17 protein-coding genes and 2 tRNA genes are annotated in these 18,120 nt (G+C 73.1%); 8 read left to right on the top strand and 11 right to left on the bottom strand.

Going from position 1 to position 18,120, the window contains the following annotated elements:
• Positions 1-2: 2 nt before the first annotated feature.
• Both NLX94_RS22945 and NLX94_RS22940 read left to right on the top strand, forming a co-directional pair.
• Positions 3-2,216 (top strand): elongation factor G-like protein EF-G2, encoded by a 2,214-nt coding sequence (locus NLX94_RS22945; RefSeq protein ID WP_254384878.1) that lies wholly within the window; start codon positions 3-5, stop codon positions 2,214-2,216.
• A gap of 239 nt (positions 2,217-2,455) precedes the next feature.
• Positions 2,456-4,126, top strand: a complete 1,671-nt coding sequence (locus NLX94_RS22940; protein ID WP_254384877.1) for a hypothetical protein — start codon at positions 2,456-2,458, stop codon at positions 4,124-4,126.
• Positions 4,127-4,161: 35 nt separating this feature from the next.
• Here the strand turns inward: NLX94_RS22940 and NLX94_RS22935 are convergent, their stop codons facing one another.
• The gene (locus NLX94_RS22935; protein ID WP_254384876.1) at positions 4,162-4,722 is read right to left on the bottom strand and encodes an HIT domain-containing protein; all 561 of its coding nucleotides are present in this window, start codon (positions 4,720-4,722) and stop codon (positions 4,162-4,164) included.
• A gap of 67 nt (positions 4,723-4,789) precedes the next feature.
• Here NLX94_RS22935 and NLX94_RS22930 point away from each other — a divergent pair, with 67 nt between their 5' ends.
• Positions 4,790-5,455 (top strand): potassium channel family protein, encoded by a 666-nt coding sequence (locus tag NLX94_RS22930; RefSeq protein WP_254384875.1) that lies wholly within the window; start codon positions 4,790-4,792, stop codon positions 5,453-5,455.
• 46 nt (positions 5,456-5,501) lie between these two features.
• On the opposite strand, the gene thrS is transcribed toward NLX94_RS22930, so the two are convergent.
• The 3 genes from thrS to NLX94_RS22915 form a co-directional block, all read right to left on the bottom strand.
• A complete protein-coding gene (gene thrS / locus NLX94_RS22925) occupies positions 5,502-7,478 on the bottom strand; it encodes a threonine--tRNA ligase (protein WP_254384874.1) in 1,977 nt (658 codons plus the stop codon).
• 324 nt (positions 7,479-7,802) lie between these two features.
• Positions 7,803-9,029: a hypothetical protein gene (locus NLX94_RS22920; RefSeq protein ID WP_254384873.1), complete on the bottom strand. Its 1,227-nt coding sequence runs from the start codon at positions 9,027-9,029 to the stop codon at positions 7,803-7,805.
• The gene (locus NLX94_RS22915) at positions 9,029-9,619 is read right to left on the bottom strand and encodes a DUF4365 domain-containing protein (RefSeq protein ID WP_254384872.1); all 591 of its coding nucleotides are present in this window, start codon (positions 9,617-9,619) and stop codon (positions 9,029-9,031) included. Before NLX94_RS22915 ends, NLX94_RS22920 begins: the two co-directional genes overlap by 1 nt.
• Positions 9,620-9,883: 264 nt before the next feature.
• Here NLX94_RS22915 and NLX94_RS22910 point away from each other — a divergent pair, with 264 nt between their 5' ends.
• Positions 9,884-10,609 carry a 3'-5' exonuclease gene (locus NLX94_RS22910; protein WP_254384871.1) on the top strand — a complete coding sequence of 242 codons (726 nt, stop codon included), beginning with the start codon at positions 9,884-9,886 and terminating at the stop codon, positions 10,607-10,609.
• A gap of 85 nt (positions 10,610-10,694) precedes the next feature.
• On the opposite strand, the gene NLX94_RS22905 is transcribed toward NLX94_RS22910, so the two are convergent.
• Positions 10,695-10,766 (bottom strand) — tRNA-Val (locus tag NLX94_RS22905).
• Positions 10,767-10,804: 38 nt separating this feature from the next.
• The gene (locus tag NLX94_RS22900) at positions 10,805-11,299 is read right to left on the bottom strand and encodes an SRPBCC family protein (RefSeq protein ID WP_254384870.1); all 495 of its coding nucleotides are present in this window, start codon (positions 11,297-11,299) and stop codon (positions 10,805-10,807) included.
• Between the two features lie 114 nt (positions 11,300-11,413).
• On the opposite strand from NLX94_RS22900, the gene NLX94_RS22895 reads away from it, so the two are divergent.
• Positions 11,414-13,762, top strand: coding sequence for an SCO7613 C-terminal domain-containing membrane protein (locus NLX94_RS22895; RefSeq protein ID WP_254384869.1), 2,349 nt, complete (start codon positions 11,414-11,416; stop codon positions 13,760-13,762).
• Between the two features lie 84 nt (positions 13,763-13,846).
• On the opposite strand, the gene NLX94_RS22890 is transcribed toward NLX94_RS22895, so the two are convergent.
• Positions 13,847-13,918 (bottom strand) — tRNA-Val (locus NLX94_RS22890).
• 58 nt (positions 13,919-13,976) lie between these two features.
• Entirely contained in the window at positions 13,977-14,435 is a 459-nt protein-coding gene (locus NLX94_RS22885) for a TIGR02611 family protein (RefSeq protein ID WP_254384868.1), read from the bottom strand.
• 177 nt (positions 14,436-14,612) lie between these two features.
• Between NLX94_RS22885 and NLX94_RS22880 the strand changes: the two genes are divergently transcribed.
• Together NLX94_RS22880 and NLX94_RS22875 are read left to right on the top strand one after the other, a co-directional pair.
• The gene (locus NLX94_RS22880; RefSeq protein ID WP_030011909.1) at positions 14,613-15,026 is read left to right on the top strand and encodes an SsgA family sporulation/cell division regulator; all 414 of its coding nucleotides are present in this window, start codon (positions 14,613-14,615) and stop codon (positions 15,024-15,026) included.
• Positions 15,027-15,256: 230 nt separating this feature from the next.
• A complete protein-coding gene (locus NLX94_RS22875; protein ID WP_254384867.1) occupies positions 15,257-15,883 on the top strand; it encodes a CGNR zinc finger domain-containing protein in 627 nt (208 codons plus the stop codon).
• On the opposite strand, the gene NLX94_RS22870 is transcribed toward NLX94_RS22875, so the two are convergent.
• Positions 15,824-15,997 carry a hypothetical protein gene (locus NLX94_RS22870; RefSeq protein ID WP_254384866.1) on the bottom strand — a complete coding sequence of 58 codons (174 nt, stop codon included), beginning with the start codon at positions 15,995-15,997 and terminating at the stop codon, positions 15,824-15,826. The genes NLX94_RS22875 and NLX94_RS22870 overlap by 60 nt on opposite strands.
• Positions 15,998-16,106: 109 nt before the next feature.
• A complete protein-coding gene (locus NLX94_RS22865) occupies positions 16,107-16,550 on the bottom strand; it encodes a hypothetical protein (RefSeq protein ID WP_254384865.1) in 444 nt (147 codons plus the stop codon).
• A gap of 210 nt (positions 16,551-16,760) precedes the next feature.
• Between NLX94_RS22865 and NLX94_RS22860 the strand changes: the two genes are divergently transcribed.
• Positions 16,761-17,258 carry a DsbA family protein gene (locus tag NLX94_RS22860; RefSeq protein ID WP_254384864.1) on the top strand — a complete coding sequence of 166 codons (498 nt, stop codon included), beginning with the start codon at positions 16,761-16,763 and terminating at the stop codon, positions 17,256-17,258.
• Here NLX94_RS22860 and NLX94_RS22855 read toward each other — a convergent pair.
• Positions 17,255-18,079, bottom strand: coding sequence for a GNAT family N-acetyltransferase (locus NLX94_RS22855; RefSeq protein WP_254384863.1), 825 nt, complete (start codon positions 18,077-18,079; stop codon positions 17,255-17,257). The genes NLX94_RS22860 and NLX94_RS22855 overlap by 4 nt on opposite strands.
• Positions 18,080-18,120: the final 41 nt, after the last annotated feature.

The following is an 18,120-nucleotide window of genomic DNA, read 5'->3' as shown; positions in this document are numbered from 1 at the left end:
TCGTGGGAGCCGCATCACACCAATCCGGAGCCGCCGGCAGAGCACCGACGGCCGACCACCCCGCGTCCGTACGGAACGTCGTGCTGGTCGGCCACAGCGGATCCGGCAAGACCACCCTGGTCGAGGCCCTGGCCCTGACCGCCGGCGCCGTGAACCGGGCCGGGCGCGTCGAGGACGGGGCCACCGTCTCCGACTACGACGAGATCGAGCACCGCCGCCAGCGCTCCGTCCAGCTCTCCCTGGTCCCCGTGGAGTGGGCCGGAATCAAAATCAACATCCTGGACACCCCCGGTTACGCCGACTTCGTCGGAGAGCTCCGGGCCGGGCTGCGCGCCGCCGACGCGGCCCTCTTCGTGGTCTCGGCCGCCGAGGACGGCGACGGGCTCTCCGGGGCCACCCGGATGGTCTGGGACGAATGCGCGGCCGTCGGCATGCCGCGCGCCATCGTCGTGACCCACCTGGAGGCCGCCCGCGCCGACTACGCGCAGATGACCACGGTGTGCGGCGACGCCTTCGGAGCGGACGACCCCGATGCCGTGCGCCCGCTCTACCTGCCCCTGCACGGCCCCGCCGGCCCCGACGGCCACGCCCCGGTGGCCGGACTGCTCGGCCTGCTCTCCCAGCGCGTCTACGACTACACCTCCGGCGACCGCGTCGAACGCGACCCGGAACCCGGCGAGCTCGCCCTCATCACCGACGCCCGGGCCCGGCTGATCGAGGGGATCATCGCCGAGAGCGAGGACGAGACCCTCATGGACCGCTATCTCGGCGGCGAGGACATCGATCTCAAGACCCTGGTCGACGACCTGGAGCGGGCCGTCGCCCGCGGCACCTTCCACCCCGTCCTGATGGCCGCCCCCGCCGCCGACGGCGCCCGCAAGGGCCTGGGCACCGTAGAACTCCTCGAACTGATCACCGGCGGCTTCCCCACCCCGCTGGAGCGCGCTCCCGTCGGCGTCACCACCCCCGACGGCGCGGCCCGCCCCGCGGTCACCTGCGATCCCGCCGGACCGCTCGTCGCCGAGGTGGTGAAGACCTCCTCCGACCCCTACGTCGGCCGCGTCTCGCTCGTCCGCGTCTTCTCCGGCACCCTGCGCCCCGACGAGACGGTCCACGTGAGCGGGCACGGGCTCACCGACCGGGGGCACGAGGATCACGATGTGGACGAGCGCGTCGGCGCCCTGACCTCCCCCTTCGGCAAACAGCAGCGCCCCCTCACCCACTGCATCGCCGGCGATCTGGCCTGCGTGGCCCGGCTCGGCCGCGCCGAGACCGGCGACACCCTCTCCGCCAAGGACAACCCCCTCCTCATGGAGGCCTGGTCGATGCCGGACCCGCTGCTCCCCCTCGCCATCGAGGCGCACAGCAAGGCCGACGAGGACAAGCTCTCCCAGGGCCTGGCCCGGCTGGTCGCCGAGGACCCCACCCTGCGGCTCGAACAGAACCCGCACACCCGCCAGCTCGTCCTGTGGTGCCTCGGCGAGGCCCACCAGGACCTCGCCCTCGAACGGCTGCGCACCCGGTACGGGGTCCAGGTCGATCCGGTCCCGCACAAGGTCAGCCTCCGCGAGACCTTCGGCGCCAAGGCCGGCGGCCGCGGACGGCACGTGAAGCAGTCCGGCGGGCACGGCCAGTTCGCCATCTGCGAGATCGAGGTCGAGCCGCTGCCCCCGGGCAGCGGGATCGAGTTCGTCGACAAGGTGGTCGGCGGAGCCGTCCCGCGCCAGTTCATCCCGTCCGTGGAGAAGGGGGTCCGGGCGCAGGCCGCCCGGGGGCTCGCGGCCGGCTACCCGCTGGTCGACGTACGCATCACCCTGCTCGACGGCAAGGCCCACTCGGTGGACTCCTCCGACGCCGCCTTCCAGACCGCGGGCGCCCTCGCCCTGCGCGAGGCCGCCGCCGCGGCCCGCGTCCAGCTCCTCGAACCGGTCGCCGAGCTGGCCGTCCTCGTCCCCGACGAGTACGTCGGCCCCGTCATGAGCGACCTCGCCGGCCGCCGGGGCCGCGTCGTCGGCACCGACGCGGCGGGCACCGGCCGCACCCGGGTCCTGGCCGAGATCCCCGAGATCGAGATCGGCCGGTACGCCGTCGAGCTGCGCTCCGTCTCGCACGGCACGGGGCTGTTCAGCCGTACGTACGCGCGGCACGAGCCGATGCCGCCACAGATAGCGGACAAGCTGCGCGAACAGGCCGAGAAGGGAAGCCAACTGACATAGCGTCACCCCGGCCGCCCACTCAACCCGCTTGCGGTGGGCGGCATTTACCTGTCCCATGCCCATGGGGAGGAATCGGCCTATAGGCTCGTCCGCGCGTGAGGCGGGCATTCCGAACGGGTAGACCGAGCAGGAAGGCCGAACGGGAAGACCAACCCGGAAGACCGAGCGGAACGACCGAGCGGGCGGGGTATCGCGGGCAGGCCCGCACACGAGCACGACGCACAGCGATGGGGGCAGCGGTGGCGGACGACGGATTCGACTTCAGGCCCGGGGCACAGATCCCACTCCAGGGCGGCGGCGGCCAGACGGCCGCGACCAACGCCCTCGCCTCCGCCGCCTACCGGGACGGCGGGCGCGACACCAAGCTGGAAGAGATACTCAAGGCCAACAACGAGTACCACGAGTCCGTGGTCAAGCCCGCCAAGGTGTCCCTGCTCGCCCCCAACCTCGGCGAGGCCTTCTGCCGCGCCGTCGAGGCCCGCACCATCCCGCCCACCCGCAAGCCCCTGATCCAGTCCTTCGGCGCCGACCCGCAGACCGTCGTCGAGCACTGCCTGGCCGCCTCCCGCATCCGCAAGGAGCGCGACCGCAAGCTCCGCCTGATCATGGTCGTCTGCGGGGTCGTGTTCCTCCCCGGCCTGCTGCTGTGGCTCGGCCTGTTCTGGGCCCGCAAGGCCCTGGCGGCCTCCGAGGACAAGCGGGCCTCATGGATGGGCACGGCGCTCCTCGTCGGCGTGGCCCTGGTGGTCGCCGTCCTGATGTTCCGGCTGCCGGTGACCGGAGTCCTGGGCATCTACGTCCGCGCCATGGTCATCGCCCCGGTCGCCGGCTGGTTCCTCGCCCGCCGGATCTGCGAGGCCACCGCCGAGGACCTGCGCTCCCGGTGGGACGGGCTCCTCGCGGGCGGCGGCGGGGTCGCCGCCAAGATCCCGGAGGCCGTCCCCGGCAACCCCGACGAGAAGGCCCGCGAGGACCTGCGCCACTCCCTGGCCAAGCTCACCGCCGAGGACCGCAGCAACTCCGTCTTCTACGCGGGCCCCAAGGGCATACTCGGCATGGGCACCCGCTGGGGCAGCTGGCAGATGGCCGAGGAGCTCGCCCCCAAGAACGAGGGGTCCGAGATCCACCCGTTCCGCAGCTGGGACGTCATACGCGCGATCGACACCCAGCTGCGCAAGCTGGAGCGCGGCCCCCTGCACACCGGCGGCCTCCCGCCCGCCGCGATCCAGCACTGGATCGTCACCCCGGTCGGCGAGGGCGCCAAGGAGGTGGCCCGCCCCAGCGGAGCGGACGTGGACACCTTCCTGGTGAAGCCGCACGAGATCACCCGGATCTGCAACGAGCAGCAGTTCAGCGCCGGCAACCGGCACTACCTCGGCATCCAGTACCCGCTCTGGGACGGCCAGCTCGTGATCACCATGCTGGTCACGGTCACCGTGCTCTACAAGACCCTGCGCGTGGAGGTCACCGGGCACGCGCTCGGCCCGGTCCACGGCCTGTTCACCACCAAGTCGACGGCGCCGGTGGACGAGGTCGCCAAATCCGTACGCTTCTGGGAGACCGTGGAACTCAAGCGGCCCGTGGTCGACACGAGCGAGGTCGTACGCCTCGCCGTCCGCGCGCCCTTCACCTGGTACCCGCCGCTCCTGGACTTCCTGGGCGGCAAGCTCGTCCTCCCGGAGCCCTTCGGCGTCCGCCACGTCTGGGCCGGCCAGCCGTGGCGCCACCGCTTCATGGCGGACGACGCGATGCGCGCCGCGACCCCGGTCCTGCGGGCGGTGCACACCGCCGCGATGCGGGTCCTGGAGGAGAACGGGGTCGACACCGAGCGCTTCACCAACCGCTCGATGATCGTCAGCGGTCTGGTGCAGGACGCCGCACCGCGCAAGGCGGACGTCTACGACGCCTGAGCCCCGGCCCGCCGGCCGGGGCCCAGCCGGCGATCTCAGTCCGTCGGCCAGGCGTCCGCGAGCATCTGGCGGGTGTCCGCGAGGAGTTGGGGCAGCACCTTGGTGTGGCCCACGACCGGCATGAAGTTCGTGTCCCCGCCCCAGCGGGGCACGATGTGCTGGTGCAGGTGCGCGGCGATGCCGGCGCCGGCGGCCTGGCCCTGGTTCATGCCGATGTTGAACCCGTGCGCGCCGGAGGCCTTGCGCAGCGCGACCATCGCCCGCTTGGTGAGGTCGGCGAGTTCGAGGGTCTCGGCGGCGTCCAGGTCCGTGTAGTCGGCGACGTGCCGGTACGGCACGACCATCAGGTGGCCGCCGTTGTACGGGTAGAGGTTCAGCACGGCGTAGACGTGCTTGCCCCGGGCCACGACCAGCCCGTCCTGGTCGGACATGTCCGGAATCCCGCAGAAGGGACAGCCGTCCCCGGCCTCCGGACCGGTCGGCTTGTTCTCCCCCTGGATGTAGGCCATCCGGTGGGGCGTCCACAGACGCTGGAACGCGTCCTGCGTGCCCACACCGATCTGCTGCTCCGGCTCAATCGTCATGGGATGCAGCATATGACCTTGCCCCGGAGCGGCGTGTCGCCGGGGCGGAGACCGGTGGCGGGACGGCGATGCTGAGCCCATGCACGATGCACCCGAGACCCGTGACCAGGCCTGGGAACGCCGGACCGAGCTGCCGCTGCTCTACGTCTCCCTGATCTTCCTCGGCTCCTACGCCCTCGCCGTGCTGACCTACCACTCCCACCCCCTGGTAAGGGCGGTCGCCCTCGGCGTCGTCGCGCTCGCCTGGGCCTGCTTCCTCGTGGACTACGTGTCCCGGCTGCTCCTGAGCGGCCTGCACCCCCTGCGCTTCGTCCGCGTGCACTGGCTGGACACCCTGATCCTGATGCTGCCGATCCTGCGGCCGCTGCGCATGGTCAAGGTCCACGACGCGATCCAGGCCAAGCAGCGCCGCCCGCGCGGGGGGCTCTACGCACGCGTGATGACGTACGCCGGCCTCTCGGCCGTGCTGCTCGGCTTCGCGGGAGCGCTCGGGGTGTACCACTTCGAGCGCCGGGCCCCCGGCGCCACGATCCGCACCTTCGGGGACGCCGTCTGGTGGGTCTGCGAGACGCTGACCACGGTGGGCTACGGGGACGTGGCCCCGGTCACCCCGGCGGGGCGCACCTTGGCCGCCTTCATGATGGTGGGCGGTCTGGCCCTGCTCGGTGCGGTGACCGGCTCGTTCTCGTCCTGGATGCTCCAGGCCTTCCGGCGCGAGGACGACGAAGAGCCCCCGGGGAAATGATCCTCCCCGGGGGCTCTCGCGCTCACGGTCCCGCGGGACCGGTCCGTCACACCTGGACGCGGCGCTCCACGACATCGACGAGCTTCGCCAGCGCCTGGTCGCGCGGGACGCCGTTCTCCTGCGAACCGTCGCGGTAGCGGAAGGAGACGGTGCCCGCGGCCATGTCCTCGTCACCGACGATGATCATGAAGGGGACCTTCAGCTTCTGCTGGTTGCGGATCTTCTTCTGCATGCGGTCGGAGGAGGCGTCCACCTCCACGCGCAGGCCCTTCTTCTTCGCCTCGGCGGCGAACTCCTGCAGGTACTCGATGTGCGAGTCGCCGATCGGGATGCCGACGGCCTGGACCGGGGCGAGCCACGGCGGCATGACGCCCGCGTAGTGCTCCAGCAGGACGGCGAAGAACCGCTCGATGGAACCGAACAGCGCACGGTGGATCATGACCGGGCGCTGCTTGGTGCCGTCCGGGCCGGTGTACTCCAGGTTGAAGCGCTCCGGCAGGTTGAAGTCGAGCTGGACGGTCGACATCTGCCAGGTGCGGCCGATCGCGTCACGGCACTGGACCGAGATCTTCGGGCCGTAGAAGGCGGCGCCGCCCGGGTCCGGGACCAGGGGCAGGCCCTGCTTCTCGGCGACCTGCTGGAGGGTGGCGGTGGCCTCCTCCCAGATCTCGTCCGAGCCGACGAACTTCTCCGGGTCCTTGGTCGACAGCTCCAGGTAGAAGTCGGTCAGACCGTAGTCGCGGAGCAGGTTCAGCACGAAGGTGAGCGTGCGGTCGAGCTCCTCCGCCATCTGCTCCTTGGTGCAGTAGATGTGCGCGTCGTCCTGGGTGAAGCCGCGCGAGCGGGTCAGGCCGTGCACGACGCCGGACTTCTCGTACCGGTACACGGTGCCGAACTCGAAGAGGCGCAGCGGCAGTTCGCGGTAGGAGCGGCCGCGCGCATCGAAGATCAGGTTGTGCATCGGGCAGTTCATGGGCTTGAGGTAGTAGTCGGTACCACCGTCGAGCTGCATGGGGGGGTACATGCCCTCCGCGTACCAGTCCAGGTGGCCGCTCTTCTCGAAGAGGGTGCCCTTGGTGGCGTGCGGGGTGTAGACGAACTCGTAGCCCTCTTCCTCGTGCCGCTTGCGCGAGTAGTCCTCCATGGTGCGGCGGATCACGCCGCCCCGCGGGTGGAAGACGGCCAGGCCGGAGCCGATCTCGTCCTGTACGGAGAACAGGTCGAGCTCCACGCCGAGCTTGCGGTGGTCGCGCTTCTCGGCCTCCACGAGGAAGTCGAGGTGGGCCTTCAGCTCCTCCTTCGACGGCCACGCGGTGCCGTAGATGCGCTGGAGCATCGGGTTCTTCTCGCTGCCGCGCCAGTAGGCGGCGGCGTTGCGCATCAGCTTGAACGCCGGGATGTTGCGGGTGGTGGGCAGGTGGGGACCGCGGCAGAGGTCCTTCCAGCACAGGTCGCCGGTCTTGGCGTCGAAGTTGTCGTAGATGGTCAGCTCGCCGCCGCCCACCTCGACGTTCGCGCCGTCGTCGGTCGAGGCCGAACCCTTGATGCCGATGAGCTCGAGCTTGTACGGCTCGTCCTTGAGCTCCTCGCGGGCCGCCTCGTCGGTGACCACGCGGCGGGCGAAGCGCTGGCCGCGCTTCTGGATCTCCTGCATCTTCTTCTCGATGGCCTTGAGGTCATCGGGGGTGAAGGGCTTGGCCACGTCGAAGTCGTAGTAGAAGCCGTCGCGGACCGGCGGGCCGATGCCCAGCTTGGCCTCGGGGAACAGCTCCTGCACGGCCTGGGCCATGACGTGCGCGGTGGAGTGGCGCAGGATGTCCAGGCCGTCCGGGGAGGAGATCTCCACGGGCTCGACGGTCTCGCCGTCCTTCACCTCGTACGCGAGGTCCTTCAGCTCACCTGCGATGCGCGCGGCGACGATGGTGCGCTCGCCGGCGAAGAGCTCCGCCGCCGTAGTGCCCGTGGCCACCACGCGCTCGTCCCGCTCGGAATCGCGTTGGATGAACACACGGACGTCTGACACCGGTCTCTCCTGACTCAGGGGGTGCGCGAGCGAACACTGCGCGCCTGAATCGTACCGAGCGGAACGGCTGCGCCGCTAAACGGTTAGAGCCGGCCCCCGCCGGGCGGTGCGAGCACGAGCCCCTGCACGGCCCTGCGGGGCTGTCCCCTACCCACCCTTCGCCCGTTCCCCGGGGCTCCGCCCCGGACCCCGCGCCTCAAACGCCGGCGAGGCTGGATCTTTCCAGCCCGTCCGGCGTTTGAGGACCGGGTCCGGGCGGAGCCCGGGGAACGGTGGAAGGGCGGGTAGGGGACATGCCCCGCAGGGCCGCACACCCGCAGGGGGTCAGTCGTCCGACGGGAGGACCTCGCCGGGATCCAGGGCTTCGTCCCCGTCCAGGGACTTCATCAGCCGGTCCCGCTCGACCTCGTCCAGCGGGACCGGACAGACATCCGCGGCATCCGTCAGCCGACGGAAACCGCCCCGCCGCTGCAATCGCCCGCTGACCCGGATCGGCAGCCCCACCAGGTGCGCGTGGCCCGCCACCCGGTACGACTCCTCGTCGAGGACGACCCGGACGTACGGGATCTCCGCCCCCGCGAGGACCCGCAGCCGGACCGTCCCCCCACCCCCCGGCGCCGACCTCCGCATCCGGACCACCGCTCCCGCCACCCGGACCGCCACCGCCGGCTCGTCCCTCGTGTACCGCGCCGCCGCCTCCCGGAGCACCGGCAGGTCGCCGGGCGAGAACTCCACCGGCTCCGGCCGGGCCGCGCATCCCGCCGGCACCCCGGCCGCCGGGGCCCACGCGAGGGACACCCGGGCCCCCTCCGAGCCGTGGACCAGCGAGATCAGCGCCTCGGCGAGCTCCCTGCTGACCCCGGCCTCGACGGCGGCGTCGAAGGCTTCCATCCCGCCGGTGGCCCGCCGGTAGTCCACGGCCTCGCGGGCGGCGTGCAGCGCGTGGTGCAGCCGGGTCACGGTCCCCCGGCCCCCGTCTACGGGGACGTACGCCGTCAGCCGCCGGCCGCCCGGAGCCGGGCCGACCAGGACCCCGTCGAGCGCCCGCTCCGCCTGGCCGCGGTGGCGGGCTCCGTAGTACCCGGCCCGCGCCCGGTCGGCCAGCGCCCCGGCGAGGAGCAGCTGGCGGGCGGCCGAGCGGAGCTGTTCCTGGACCGTCCAGTCGGCCTCGCCCTGGAGCCCGTACGCCCCCGGCGGGATCTCGCGGTCCCAGCGGATCTCGTCGCTGGGCACGCTGAGCCCGTACAGCACCTCGCGGGCCGACGGCAGAGCGCTGCGCGAGAGTGCGGTGAGCGCCTCTTCGAGCAGGTCGGAGCAGTCGGGGAAGGCCCGGCTCTCGGGGACGAGGAGGCTGGTGGAGCCGCTGCCCGTGGCGTACGGGGCGGGCGGCGTCCAGCGCCCGTACCGTCCGGCGGCGCCGCCGCGGCGCAGCCAGCCGTGCCGGTGCAGGAGGGCGCCGAGCACCAGGGGATCGACCTGCGCGGGATCGGGGGTGCCCGCGGCGAACTCCGGTGAGGAGAGCGGCTCCAGGTGCGGTGACTGCCAGTTCATCAAGGTGTCCCTCCCGACCCGACCCGGGTCATGATCTCGCAGAGCGCCCGGTCGTCGAAGATCCGCGTGGTGGGGATCCGTACGGTGGTCCGGCGCCGGCCGGTCACGGGGTGTCCGGCGAGATTGGTCCAGTAGCAGCAGTGCCGCAGGTCGAGCCGGTCGTGTCCGGCGCTCAGCCATTGGTCGCGTTCCCGCGGGACGAGCATCACGACGAGGATCTTGTGCACGGCGACCGGGCTGCGGGCCAGCTTCACCAGGTGCTCGTTGTCGAGGGTGAAGCCGAAGGTGGGCCCGGCCGGTCTGGGCGGTATCTGGTAAGTCGCCTTGAGCTGGACCTTGATGGTCACCTCGTCGTCGATGACGTGCTCGGGGGCTCCGTGGCTGACGTGCCAGTCGATGCCGTTGTCGGGGAAGGGCTGGGACAGCGAGCAGCCGGCCGCGGCGGCGACGGCGTGCAGGTACCCCACCTGGAGGGTCTCCATGCAGGCGGTGGTGGCGAGCGTGCCGCGCAGCGGTCCGCTCCGCGGATCGGTCCGCTGGTCGGTCCGCCCCGCGAGCATCCCGCCCGGTTCGGGCTGCGCGAGCGCCATGGCCGGCTCCCCATGCCTTCCGGTGCCTTCCGGGCCGTGCCTGTCGAGCGGCCGTGCCGGGCCGCGTCAGGTACGTGCCGGGGTGTCGGGGTTGACGACCGGTCATGTGTGCGGTCCCCCAGTTGAGTTGTCTCCGCAGTCGGCGTCCCGCAAACGGCGTACGGGGCAAAGAGCCCGGGTATCACCGTTTCGGGCAAGGGTGGCGGGGCCTGGGGCGCGGTGCCCGGGTGGGGCCATCTGCCGACGGGTGACGAGGAGTTCGCCATGACACGCTGGTACGAGGGCCCGCTGGCCGCATTCGACACGGAGACGACCGGGGTGGACGTGGAGCGGGACCGGATCGTGTCCGCCGCGCTCATCGTGCAGGAGTGCGCGGGCGGCCGGATCCGCTCGACGCGCTGGCTGGTCAATCCCGGCATCCCGGTACCCCCGGGGGCCACGGAAGTGCACGGTCTGACCGATGAGCACCTCCAGCGCAACGGCCGGTGGCCCGCGCCGGTGGTGGAGGAGATAGCCCGCGCGCTCGGGGAGCAGCAGGTGGCGGGCCGCCCGGTGGTGGTGATGAACGCGCCGTTCGATCTGACGCTGCTGGACCGGGAGTTGCGCCGGCACCGGGCGTCCTCGCTGGCCCGGTACCTGGACAACCGGCCGCTGACGGTGCTGGATCCGCGGGTGCTGGACAAGCACCTGGACCGCTACCGCAAGGGCCGCCGCACGCTCACGGACCTGTGCGCGCACTACGGGATAGAGCTGGAGGGCGCCCATGACGCGGGCGCCGACGCACTGGCGTCCCTGGAGCTCGTACGGGCCGTGGGGCGCAGGTTCGCGGGCCGCCTGGAGCGGCTGACACCGGCGGAGCTGCACACGCTCCAGGCGGTGTGGCACGCGGCGCAGGCGCGGGGCCTCCAGGCGTGGTTCGCCCGGCAGGGCACGCCGGAGCCGGTGGATCCGCACTGGCCGCTGCGGCCGGAGCTGCCCGCGGCGGCGTGAGCGGCGGGGGAAGCGGGACCAGTACAGCAAGGGACCCGTACATGCGGAAGGCCGGTCCGTCATAAGACGGACCGGCCTGTCCCGGTGGGCGATACTGGGATCGAACCAGTGACCCCTTCGGTGTGAACGAAGTGCTCTCCCGCTGAGCTAATCGCCCGGGAACGGTGTGAACAATACAGAAGGCCGGGGGCTGGTTCAAACCGCTTCCGGCCGGGCCGCCAGATGCGCGGCGAGCCCCCGCCGCCCGGCCCGCATCATCAGGGTGTGGTTGAGCCGGAACAGCGGCCGCCCGGGGACGGCGAACACCCGCATCAGGGGGCGGCGCACCTCGACCTCCTGCTCGTACAGGGCCCGCGTCCCTCCGTGCCGCGGTCGTACGGTCCAGCGCGCCCAGCCCTCCAGGTCACCGAGCAGGGCGACCTCCAGGATGCCGCGCACGGGGTCCCGCAGCAGTTCGGCAGCGCTGACGCGCAGGGTGTACGGGAGGGCGGAGCGGATGAAGGCGGTGCCGCCGCCGTCGGCGGCGGCGGGGGCGACGGCCCGTATCTGGGGCCACCACTGGGGATAGGACTCGGGGCGTTCCAGGGCGGCGTAGACGCGGACGGGCGCCGCGCCGAGGTCCCACACGCTGCGGAAGCGGTAACGGGTCCACCGGTCAGCGGTGTTGGCGCTGCGGTTGCTTCGGTCCATGTCCCCAGTCTCGCGTGCTCCGGGGGCGCGCACCCGGTACTCAGGCCGAACCCGCCCGGAGATGAGTACGCGCACCCATGTCCTGACGGGGTGACGGGCGCCACACTCCGAACCATGGACAACCCCCTGCCGCCGGCCGAGGAGCTCGTGCTCATCGACCGGGAACTGATACAGCTCGACGCCCGGCGCCACTTCCTGCTGAGCCGCCGCGCCTGGCTCCTGGGCGCCCAGGCCCCCCGGGCCTGGGGTGCGCCGACCCCGCCACCGGCGCCCGCGCCCGCGCCGGGGATGCAGGCTCCGGCTCCCGGTGCGCAGAACGTGCTGCTGGTGCTGGGTGCGGTACTGCTGGCGGTCGCGGCCCTGGCGTTCACCCTGGTCAGCTGGGGCTCCCTGGGGATCGCCGGGCGCAGCGCCGTGCTCGCGGTGGTGACGGCGGCGGCGCTGGGCGCCCCGGTGGCGCTGCTGCGCCGGGGGCTGCGCTCCACCGCCGAGGCGGTGGCCGCCGTCGGCCTGCTGCTGACGGTGCTGGACGCGTACGCGCTGTACGCCGTCGGCATGCCGGACACGGACGGCACGGCGTACGCGGCGGGCGCGGCCGCGGTGCTGGCGGCGGGGTGGGCGGGGTACGGGCAGTTCCTGCCCGCGCTGCGGATCCCGGTCCCCGCGGCCCTGCTGACGGCGCAGCTCCCGCTGCCGCTGGCGGCGCTGGCCGCCGGGACCGCGGAGCAGGGGGTGGGCTGGGCGCTGCTGGCGACGGCGGCCCTGGACGCGGGGCTCGCGCTGCTGCGGCCGGGGCGCCTGTCCGTCTGGGCGGGGGCGGCGGGCTCGGTGGCGGGCGGGGCCGCGCTCCTGACGGGCCTGACGGAAACGGCGGCAGCGGACTCGGCGGGCGCGGCGCTGCAGCCGTCGGTGCTGCTGGCGGCGGTGGCCGCCCTCGCGGTGACGGTGGCGTGCCGCTCCGCCCGGATCCCGGCGGCGTTCGCCGCGGCCGGCGGCCTCACCGCGGTGGCTGCGCTGGGCGGCCTGGCGGCTCCGGAGCTGCGCCCGCCCTGGGCCGCGGTGGCGTACCTGCTGGTGGCCCTGGCCCTGCTGGGGGCCCTACGGGTCTCCGCGCTCCCGGGTCCGGTCCGGCGCGGCCTCGCGCTGGCCGGTGCGGGGGTGGCCGCCCTGGAGGCGGTGACCGCCCTGGTCTGGGCGGCGACGGTGCTGGTGGGCCGGCTGCGGGTGCTGGAGGAGGTCTGGTCGGCGACGACACCCGACCCGACGGCGGGCAACGCCCTGGAGTCGGCTCCGCTGGTGGCGCTGCTGCTGGCGGCCGGGGCCGCGTGGTGGCTGGTCCGGGTCCTCCCCGGGCGCCGGGAGCCGGGGCCGGTGGCGGTGGTCCTGGGCTGGGCGGCGCTGTTCACGGCCCCGGTGGTGCTCGGAGCGGCCCCGGGCGCGGCCTTCGCGGCCCAGCTCGCGGTGACCCTGGCGGCGGGACTGCTGGCGCTGCGGTCCACGGCGGTCGCGGGAATCGCGGCGGGGGCCTGCGCGCTCGCAGGGGCCCTGAGCGTGTCCGTGGCGGCCCTGGACGGCCGGCTGGCCACCTTCGGGGTGCTCGGCCTGCTGGGGGCCGCCTGCGCGGCGGGAGCGGCGTACCGGCCGGCCCCGGTGTGGGCCCGCTCGGGGGCGGCGGCGCTCGCCGTCGGGTACGCGGCGCTCCTCGTGGTGGCGCTGGGCGCCCTGCTGGAGCGGCCGGTGGCCTGGTGGGCCCCGCCGGTGCTGGTGGTCCCGGCGGCGGTGGCGGCGCTCGGGCCGCGGCTGGGCGGCGTACGGGTCCCGGCGGAGGTCGCGGCGGCCGCGGCGGGTCTCCTCGCGGTGGCCCTGGCCACCGGGGACGCCCCGGTGCTCGCGCTGGTCCTGGCGCTGGCCGGGGTGGTGTGCGCGGCGGCGGCCGTGCGGCCGGAGCGCCGGTCGGCGGCGGGCGGGCCTGCCGGGGCGCTGTTCGTGGCGGCGACCTGGGTCCGGCTCGCGGCTTCGGAGGTGACGGTGCCCGAGGCGTACACCCTGCCGGTGACGGCGGCGGCGCTGGCCGTGGGACTCCTGCGGCGGCGCCGTGATCCGCAGGCCGGATCCTGGACGGTGTACGGGCCGGGCCTGGCGGCGACCCTGCTGCCGAGCACCCTCGCGGTGTGGGGCGATCCGCACTGGCTGCGGCCGCTGCTGCTGGGGACGGCCGCGCTCGGGGTGACCCTGGCCGGCGCCCGCGGCCGGCTCCGGGCACCGCTGCTGCTGGGCGGGGCGACGCTGGCGGCGGTGGCACTGCACGAGCTGACCCCGTACGTCGTCCAGGTGGTGGACGCGCTGCCGCGCTGGCTGCCGCCGGCCCTGGCGGGGGTGCTGCTGCTGGTGGTGGGGGCGACCTACGAGAAGCGACTGCGCGACGCCCGCCGGCTGCGGGAGGCGATCGGCCGTCTGAGGTAGCCCGGCGCGGCCCGGGCCGGGGCCGGACGGGTGAAAATGCCGGAGGCCCGGAGACTGTGAAAGTCTCCGGGCCTCTGGTCCGGGTGGGCGATACTGGGTTCGAACCAGTGACCCCTTCGGTGTGAACGAAGTGCTCTCCCACTGAGCTAATCGCCCGGACGCACCGCAAACATTACCGCATGTCAGCGGTGCTCTCCGCCATGGTCGGGCGGGCTCACTTCACCTCGTTGTTCCAGGGCAGCTGGAGCCCGTACTTCCACAGGTAGAACCCGATCAGGACGGCCGCGATGGCGAGCCCGACGCTGGTCAGGATGATGTTGCGGCGGCGGACCTTCGGGTCCAGGGCCTTCTGGGCGGCTTCGCTGACCTTGCGCTTGGTCCAGCGCAGGGCGAGGTGGGCCCAGGCGAATTCGGTGGCCCAGATCGCGAGGCCCGCGAAGATCGCCACCCAGCCCGGGCCGGGCAGCACGAGCATGGCGACGCCGGCGCCGATGACGGCGAGGCCGACGATGAAGACTCCGACCTGCCAGCTCAGGTGCAGGCTCCGGCGGGCCTTGATGAAGGCCGGCGCCTTGGAGACGTGCGGCGTCTCCGCCGCGGCGGAACCCCCTGTGGATTCGGCTGCGGATTCGGCTGCGGACTCGTTGGCCTCGCGGTCACTCCCCGTGTTCATGGGGACGAATCTACCGGAGGTCCCAGCACACGTGAATGACGGTTTGGATCCGCCGTCCGAGGGACCCAGAGGTCCGCAAAACGGTCAGAGGGGTTTACAACGGCACCGTAGGTGGCATGTCGATTTCGCCGACGTGCGAATCCCCGAGCGCACACTGAGCGAAAGGCCCTGGCGCTTATGAACACCACGGTCAGCTGCGAGCTGCACCTGCGCCTCGTTGTGTCGAGCGAGTCCTCACTGCCTGTTCCGGCGGGCCTGCGGTATGACACGGCCGATCCCTACGCCGTGCACGCCACCTTCCACACCGGCGCCGAGGAGACGGTCGAATGGGTATTCGCCCGCGACCTCCTCGCAGAGGGTCTTCACCGGCCCACCGGTACCGGCGACGTCCGAGTCTGGCCGTCCCGCAGTCACGGTCAGGGAGTGGTCTGCATCGCCCTGAGCTCACCGGAGGGAGAAGCACTGCTCGAAGCACCCGCCCGAGCACTGGAGTCGTTCCTCAAGCGGACGGACGCCGCGGTTCCACCAGGAACCGAACACCGGCACTTCGACCTCGACAAGGAGCTCTCCCACATCCTGGCCGAATCCTGAGCCAGGCCTACAGAGGGAACCCTCCCCCGGCTGACCCCGGGGGCCGCCCGACACCGTCCGACTCGGGGCGACGGTGCACGGCGGACAACCACATACGGAAGTGCCGGCGCTGTTCACGCGGAAGCCACCCGCGCGGACGGCGCCGGTGCGCTTTCGGGTGACCCGCTAGAGTCGGCCACCAGCGGCGGCAGCCGACCGCCACCGCAGGCCCGGCCCTCCAGGGAGACCCCGTGCAGATCCCCCACGACACCCGTCGCGCGCTCGACGTCGTCGTCGCTCTGGTGAACACCTCGGCCGAGACGGAACAGCCCGACGCGCTGGCGGACGTGAACGCGCTGCGCGGCTTCGTCCACGACTACTCGATCAGCGACGTCGGCGAGCTCAGCGCCCGGGACCTGGCCGGCGTGCGCACGGTCCGCGGCAAGTTCGCGCAGGTCTTCGCGGCGCCGACCTCGCGCGCGGCCGCCGTACTGATCAACGAACTGGTGGCGACGGCCGGGACCACCCCGCAGCTGACCAACCACGACGGCTACGACTGGCACGTGCACTACTTCGCCCCGGGCGCCTCGGTGGGCGACCACCTGGCGGCCGACGGCGGCATGGCACTGGCCTTCATCGTGGTCTCCGGCGAGCAGGAGCGGCTGCGCCGCTGCGAGGCCCCGGACTGCCGGCGGGCCTTCGTCGACCTGTCCCGCAACCGCTCCCGGCGCTACTGCGACAGCCGTACGTGCGGGAACCGGCTGCACGTGGCGGCGTACCGGGCCCGGCGCAAATCGGAGCTGGAGACGGAGCCCGGCTCAGAGCAGGAAGAGATCGTGGACGGCGGCGAGCAGCAGCAGACCGCCGATCACGGCTAGGAAGATCATCAGGGGCGGCTGGGAGAGCGCGAAGAGGCAGCCTCTCGGCTCCTCGGCGACGGGAACGGTGGCCGGCGCGGGAACGGCGGGCTCACCCGATGATGTGTCGGGCATGTCGGGGCGATGATGGCCCAGCAGGCCCGCGCGCGCCGCTCAACACGCCAGACGGGGCGCGCGAGTTCACCGGATCCCGTCAGATCAGGTGGTTCCCGGCCGGGATCGGTCAGATGCCGTGCTTCTTGAGGATCGCCTCGATGTCGGAGAAGTCCTCGGCGGGGGCGGCGGCCGCGGTCGGCCGCGGTCGGGCACCGTCACCCAGCGAGGGCGCGGAGGCGGCCGGTGCCACGGCCTCCTGGGCCGGGCGGCCCTTGGCGGCCTTCGGCCGCTTCTGCTTCCCCTCCCCCGCGTCCACGCCGCGCCGCTCTATCGCGCGGGTGGTCACGAAGAGCAGCCAGGCCAGTCCCAGCACGCCGAACCCGGCCCAGACGGTCGGCTTGAAGACGATCCCGGTCGCCCACGCCACGACGCCCGTCATCACCAGGCCGACGGGCACCAGCGAGTACGCCGCGATCCGGGTGGCCGCGAGGAATCGCTTGCGGTAGGCGGTCAGCGCGGCGATGCCCAGGCCCGCCGCGGACACCGCGGAGCAAATGGTCTCGGCGAGCATGCGGGGCCTCCAGGGGCGGGACGGCCACAGGGGCCGCGGCGGGACCCGGCCGGCGGGCCGGGCGTTCTGTCCCCATCCATCCTGCACCGGTGACCCCGGCCGGGGCCATGGCCGGGGCCCGTCGCGGGCGGATCTCCGGGACATCTCCGGGTCGGGACTCCTCCCCAGGTCCCGGTCCGGCCCGCCCCCGCGGGCTGGGAGACTGTCCGTATGACCGATTCCGTGATCCTCGACGTCTGGTGCGAACTCCAGTGCCCGGACTGCCACAGCGCTCTGGACGACGTGCGCGCCCTGCGGGCCCGCTACGGCGACCGGCTGGACATCCGGCTGCGCCACTTCCCGCTGGAGAAGCACAAGCACGCCTTCGCCGCCGCGCAGGCCGCGGAGGAGGCCGCCGAGCAGGGACAGGGCTGGCCGTACGTGGAGGCCCTCCTCGCCCGCACCGCGGAGCTCGACAAGGCCGGCGAATCGCTGCTCGTCGAGGTCGCGCGTGAACTGGGCCTGGACGCCGAGGAGTTCGACACGGCGCTGATCGACGGCCGGCACATCCTGATCGTGGACGCCGACCAGGCCGAGGGCAAGGCGATCGGCGTGACCGGGACCCCGACCTACGTGATCGGCGGGGAGCGCCTCGACGGCGGCAAGAGCCAGGACGGCCTGCGCGGGCGCATCGAGGAGATCGCCGACCGGTTGCTCGCCGCGGGCTAGATCAGGTCCTTGGCGTAGTTGAGGTTGGTCGTCCGGTAGCCGAGGGACTCGTAGAGCCGCAGGGCCGGGACGTTGTCGGTGAAGACGTGCAGCCCGAGCATCCGGTGGCCGGCGGCCAGCGCGGTGCGTTCCGCGAGCAGCATCAGGTCCCGGCCGTAGCCGCGGCCGCGGTGCTCCTCGGCGACCGCGACGTCGTAGACGTACGAGTCCCCGCCGCTCGGCGCGACCCAGACGCTGCCGACGGGGACGCCGGCCGCCTCCAGTACGGAGATGCTCACGCCCGGGGTCGCGAGGCCCAGGGGCAGCATGGCCGCGTGGTCGTTCGCCGACTTCGTGTGCGCGGCCTCGGCGGGCATGCCGCGGCTGATCCAGTTCTGCGCGTACTCCTCCCGGCCCGCCGCGAGCCAGGTCCCGAACTCGGCCTCCGTCATCGGGCGGCCCGTGACCCCCTCGGAGAGGGCGGGCGGCCCGGCCGGGAGTTCCTTGGCCATGTTGCGGCTGTACTCGGCGTACCCGAGGGCTGCGGCCAGCCGCAGGCCGCCCGCCGAGCCGGCCGGGACCGAGATGCGCACCCGGCGGCAGCCCCAGCCGCGCAGCACTTCCTCGGCGGCGAGCGCGGCCACCGTGGCGCGGCCGCGCCGCCGGTCGGGCTCGTCGACGGCGAGTTCGCGGATCTCGGCGACCGTCGGCCCGAAGGGGGTGTCCGCGGCGAGCAGCAGGGCGCCGACGCGCCTGCTGTTGACGCGGATCTCGTACGGGCGCGAGCGCGCCCCGCCGGTGCTCTGCTGAAGCGGCCCGCTCGGCCGCAGGGTGGTGGTCATCAGTCGAGTTCTACCCGCCCCGCGGCCCGAAGCACAGCGGA

Source organism: Streptomyces sp. TBY4 (genome assembly GCF_024213195.1).
GTDB lineage: Bacteria > Actinomycetota > Actinomycetes > Streptomycetales > Streptomycetaceae > Streptomyces.
Note: the sequence above shows the minus strand (reverse complement) of the source record. Positions and strands in the feature narration are given on the sequence as shown.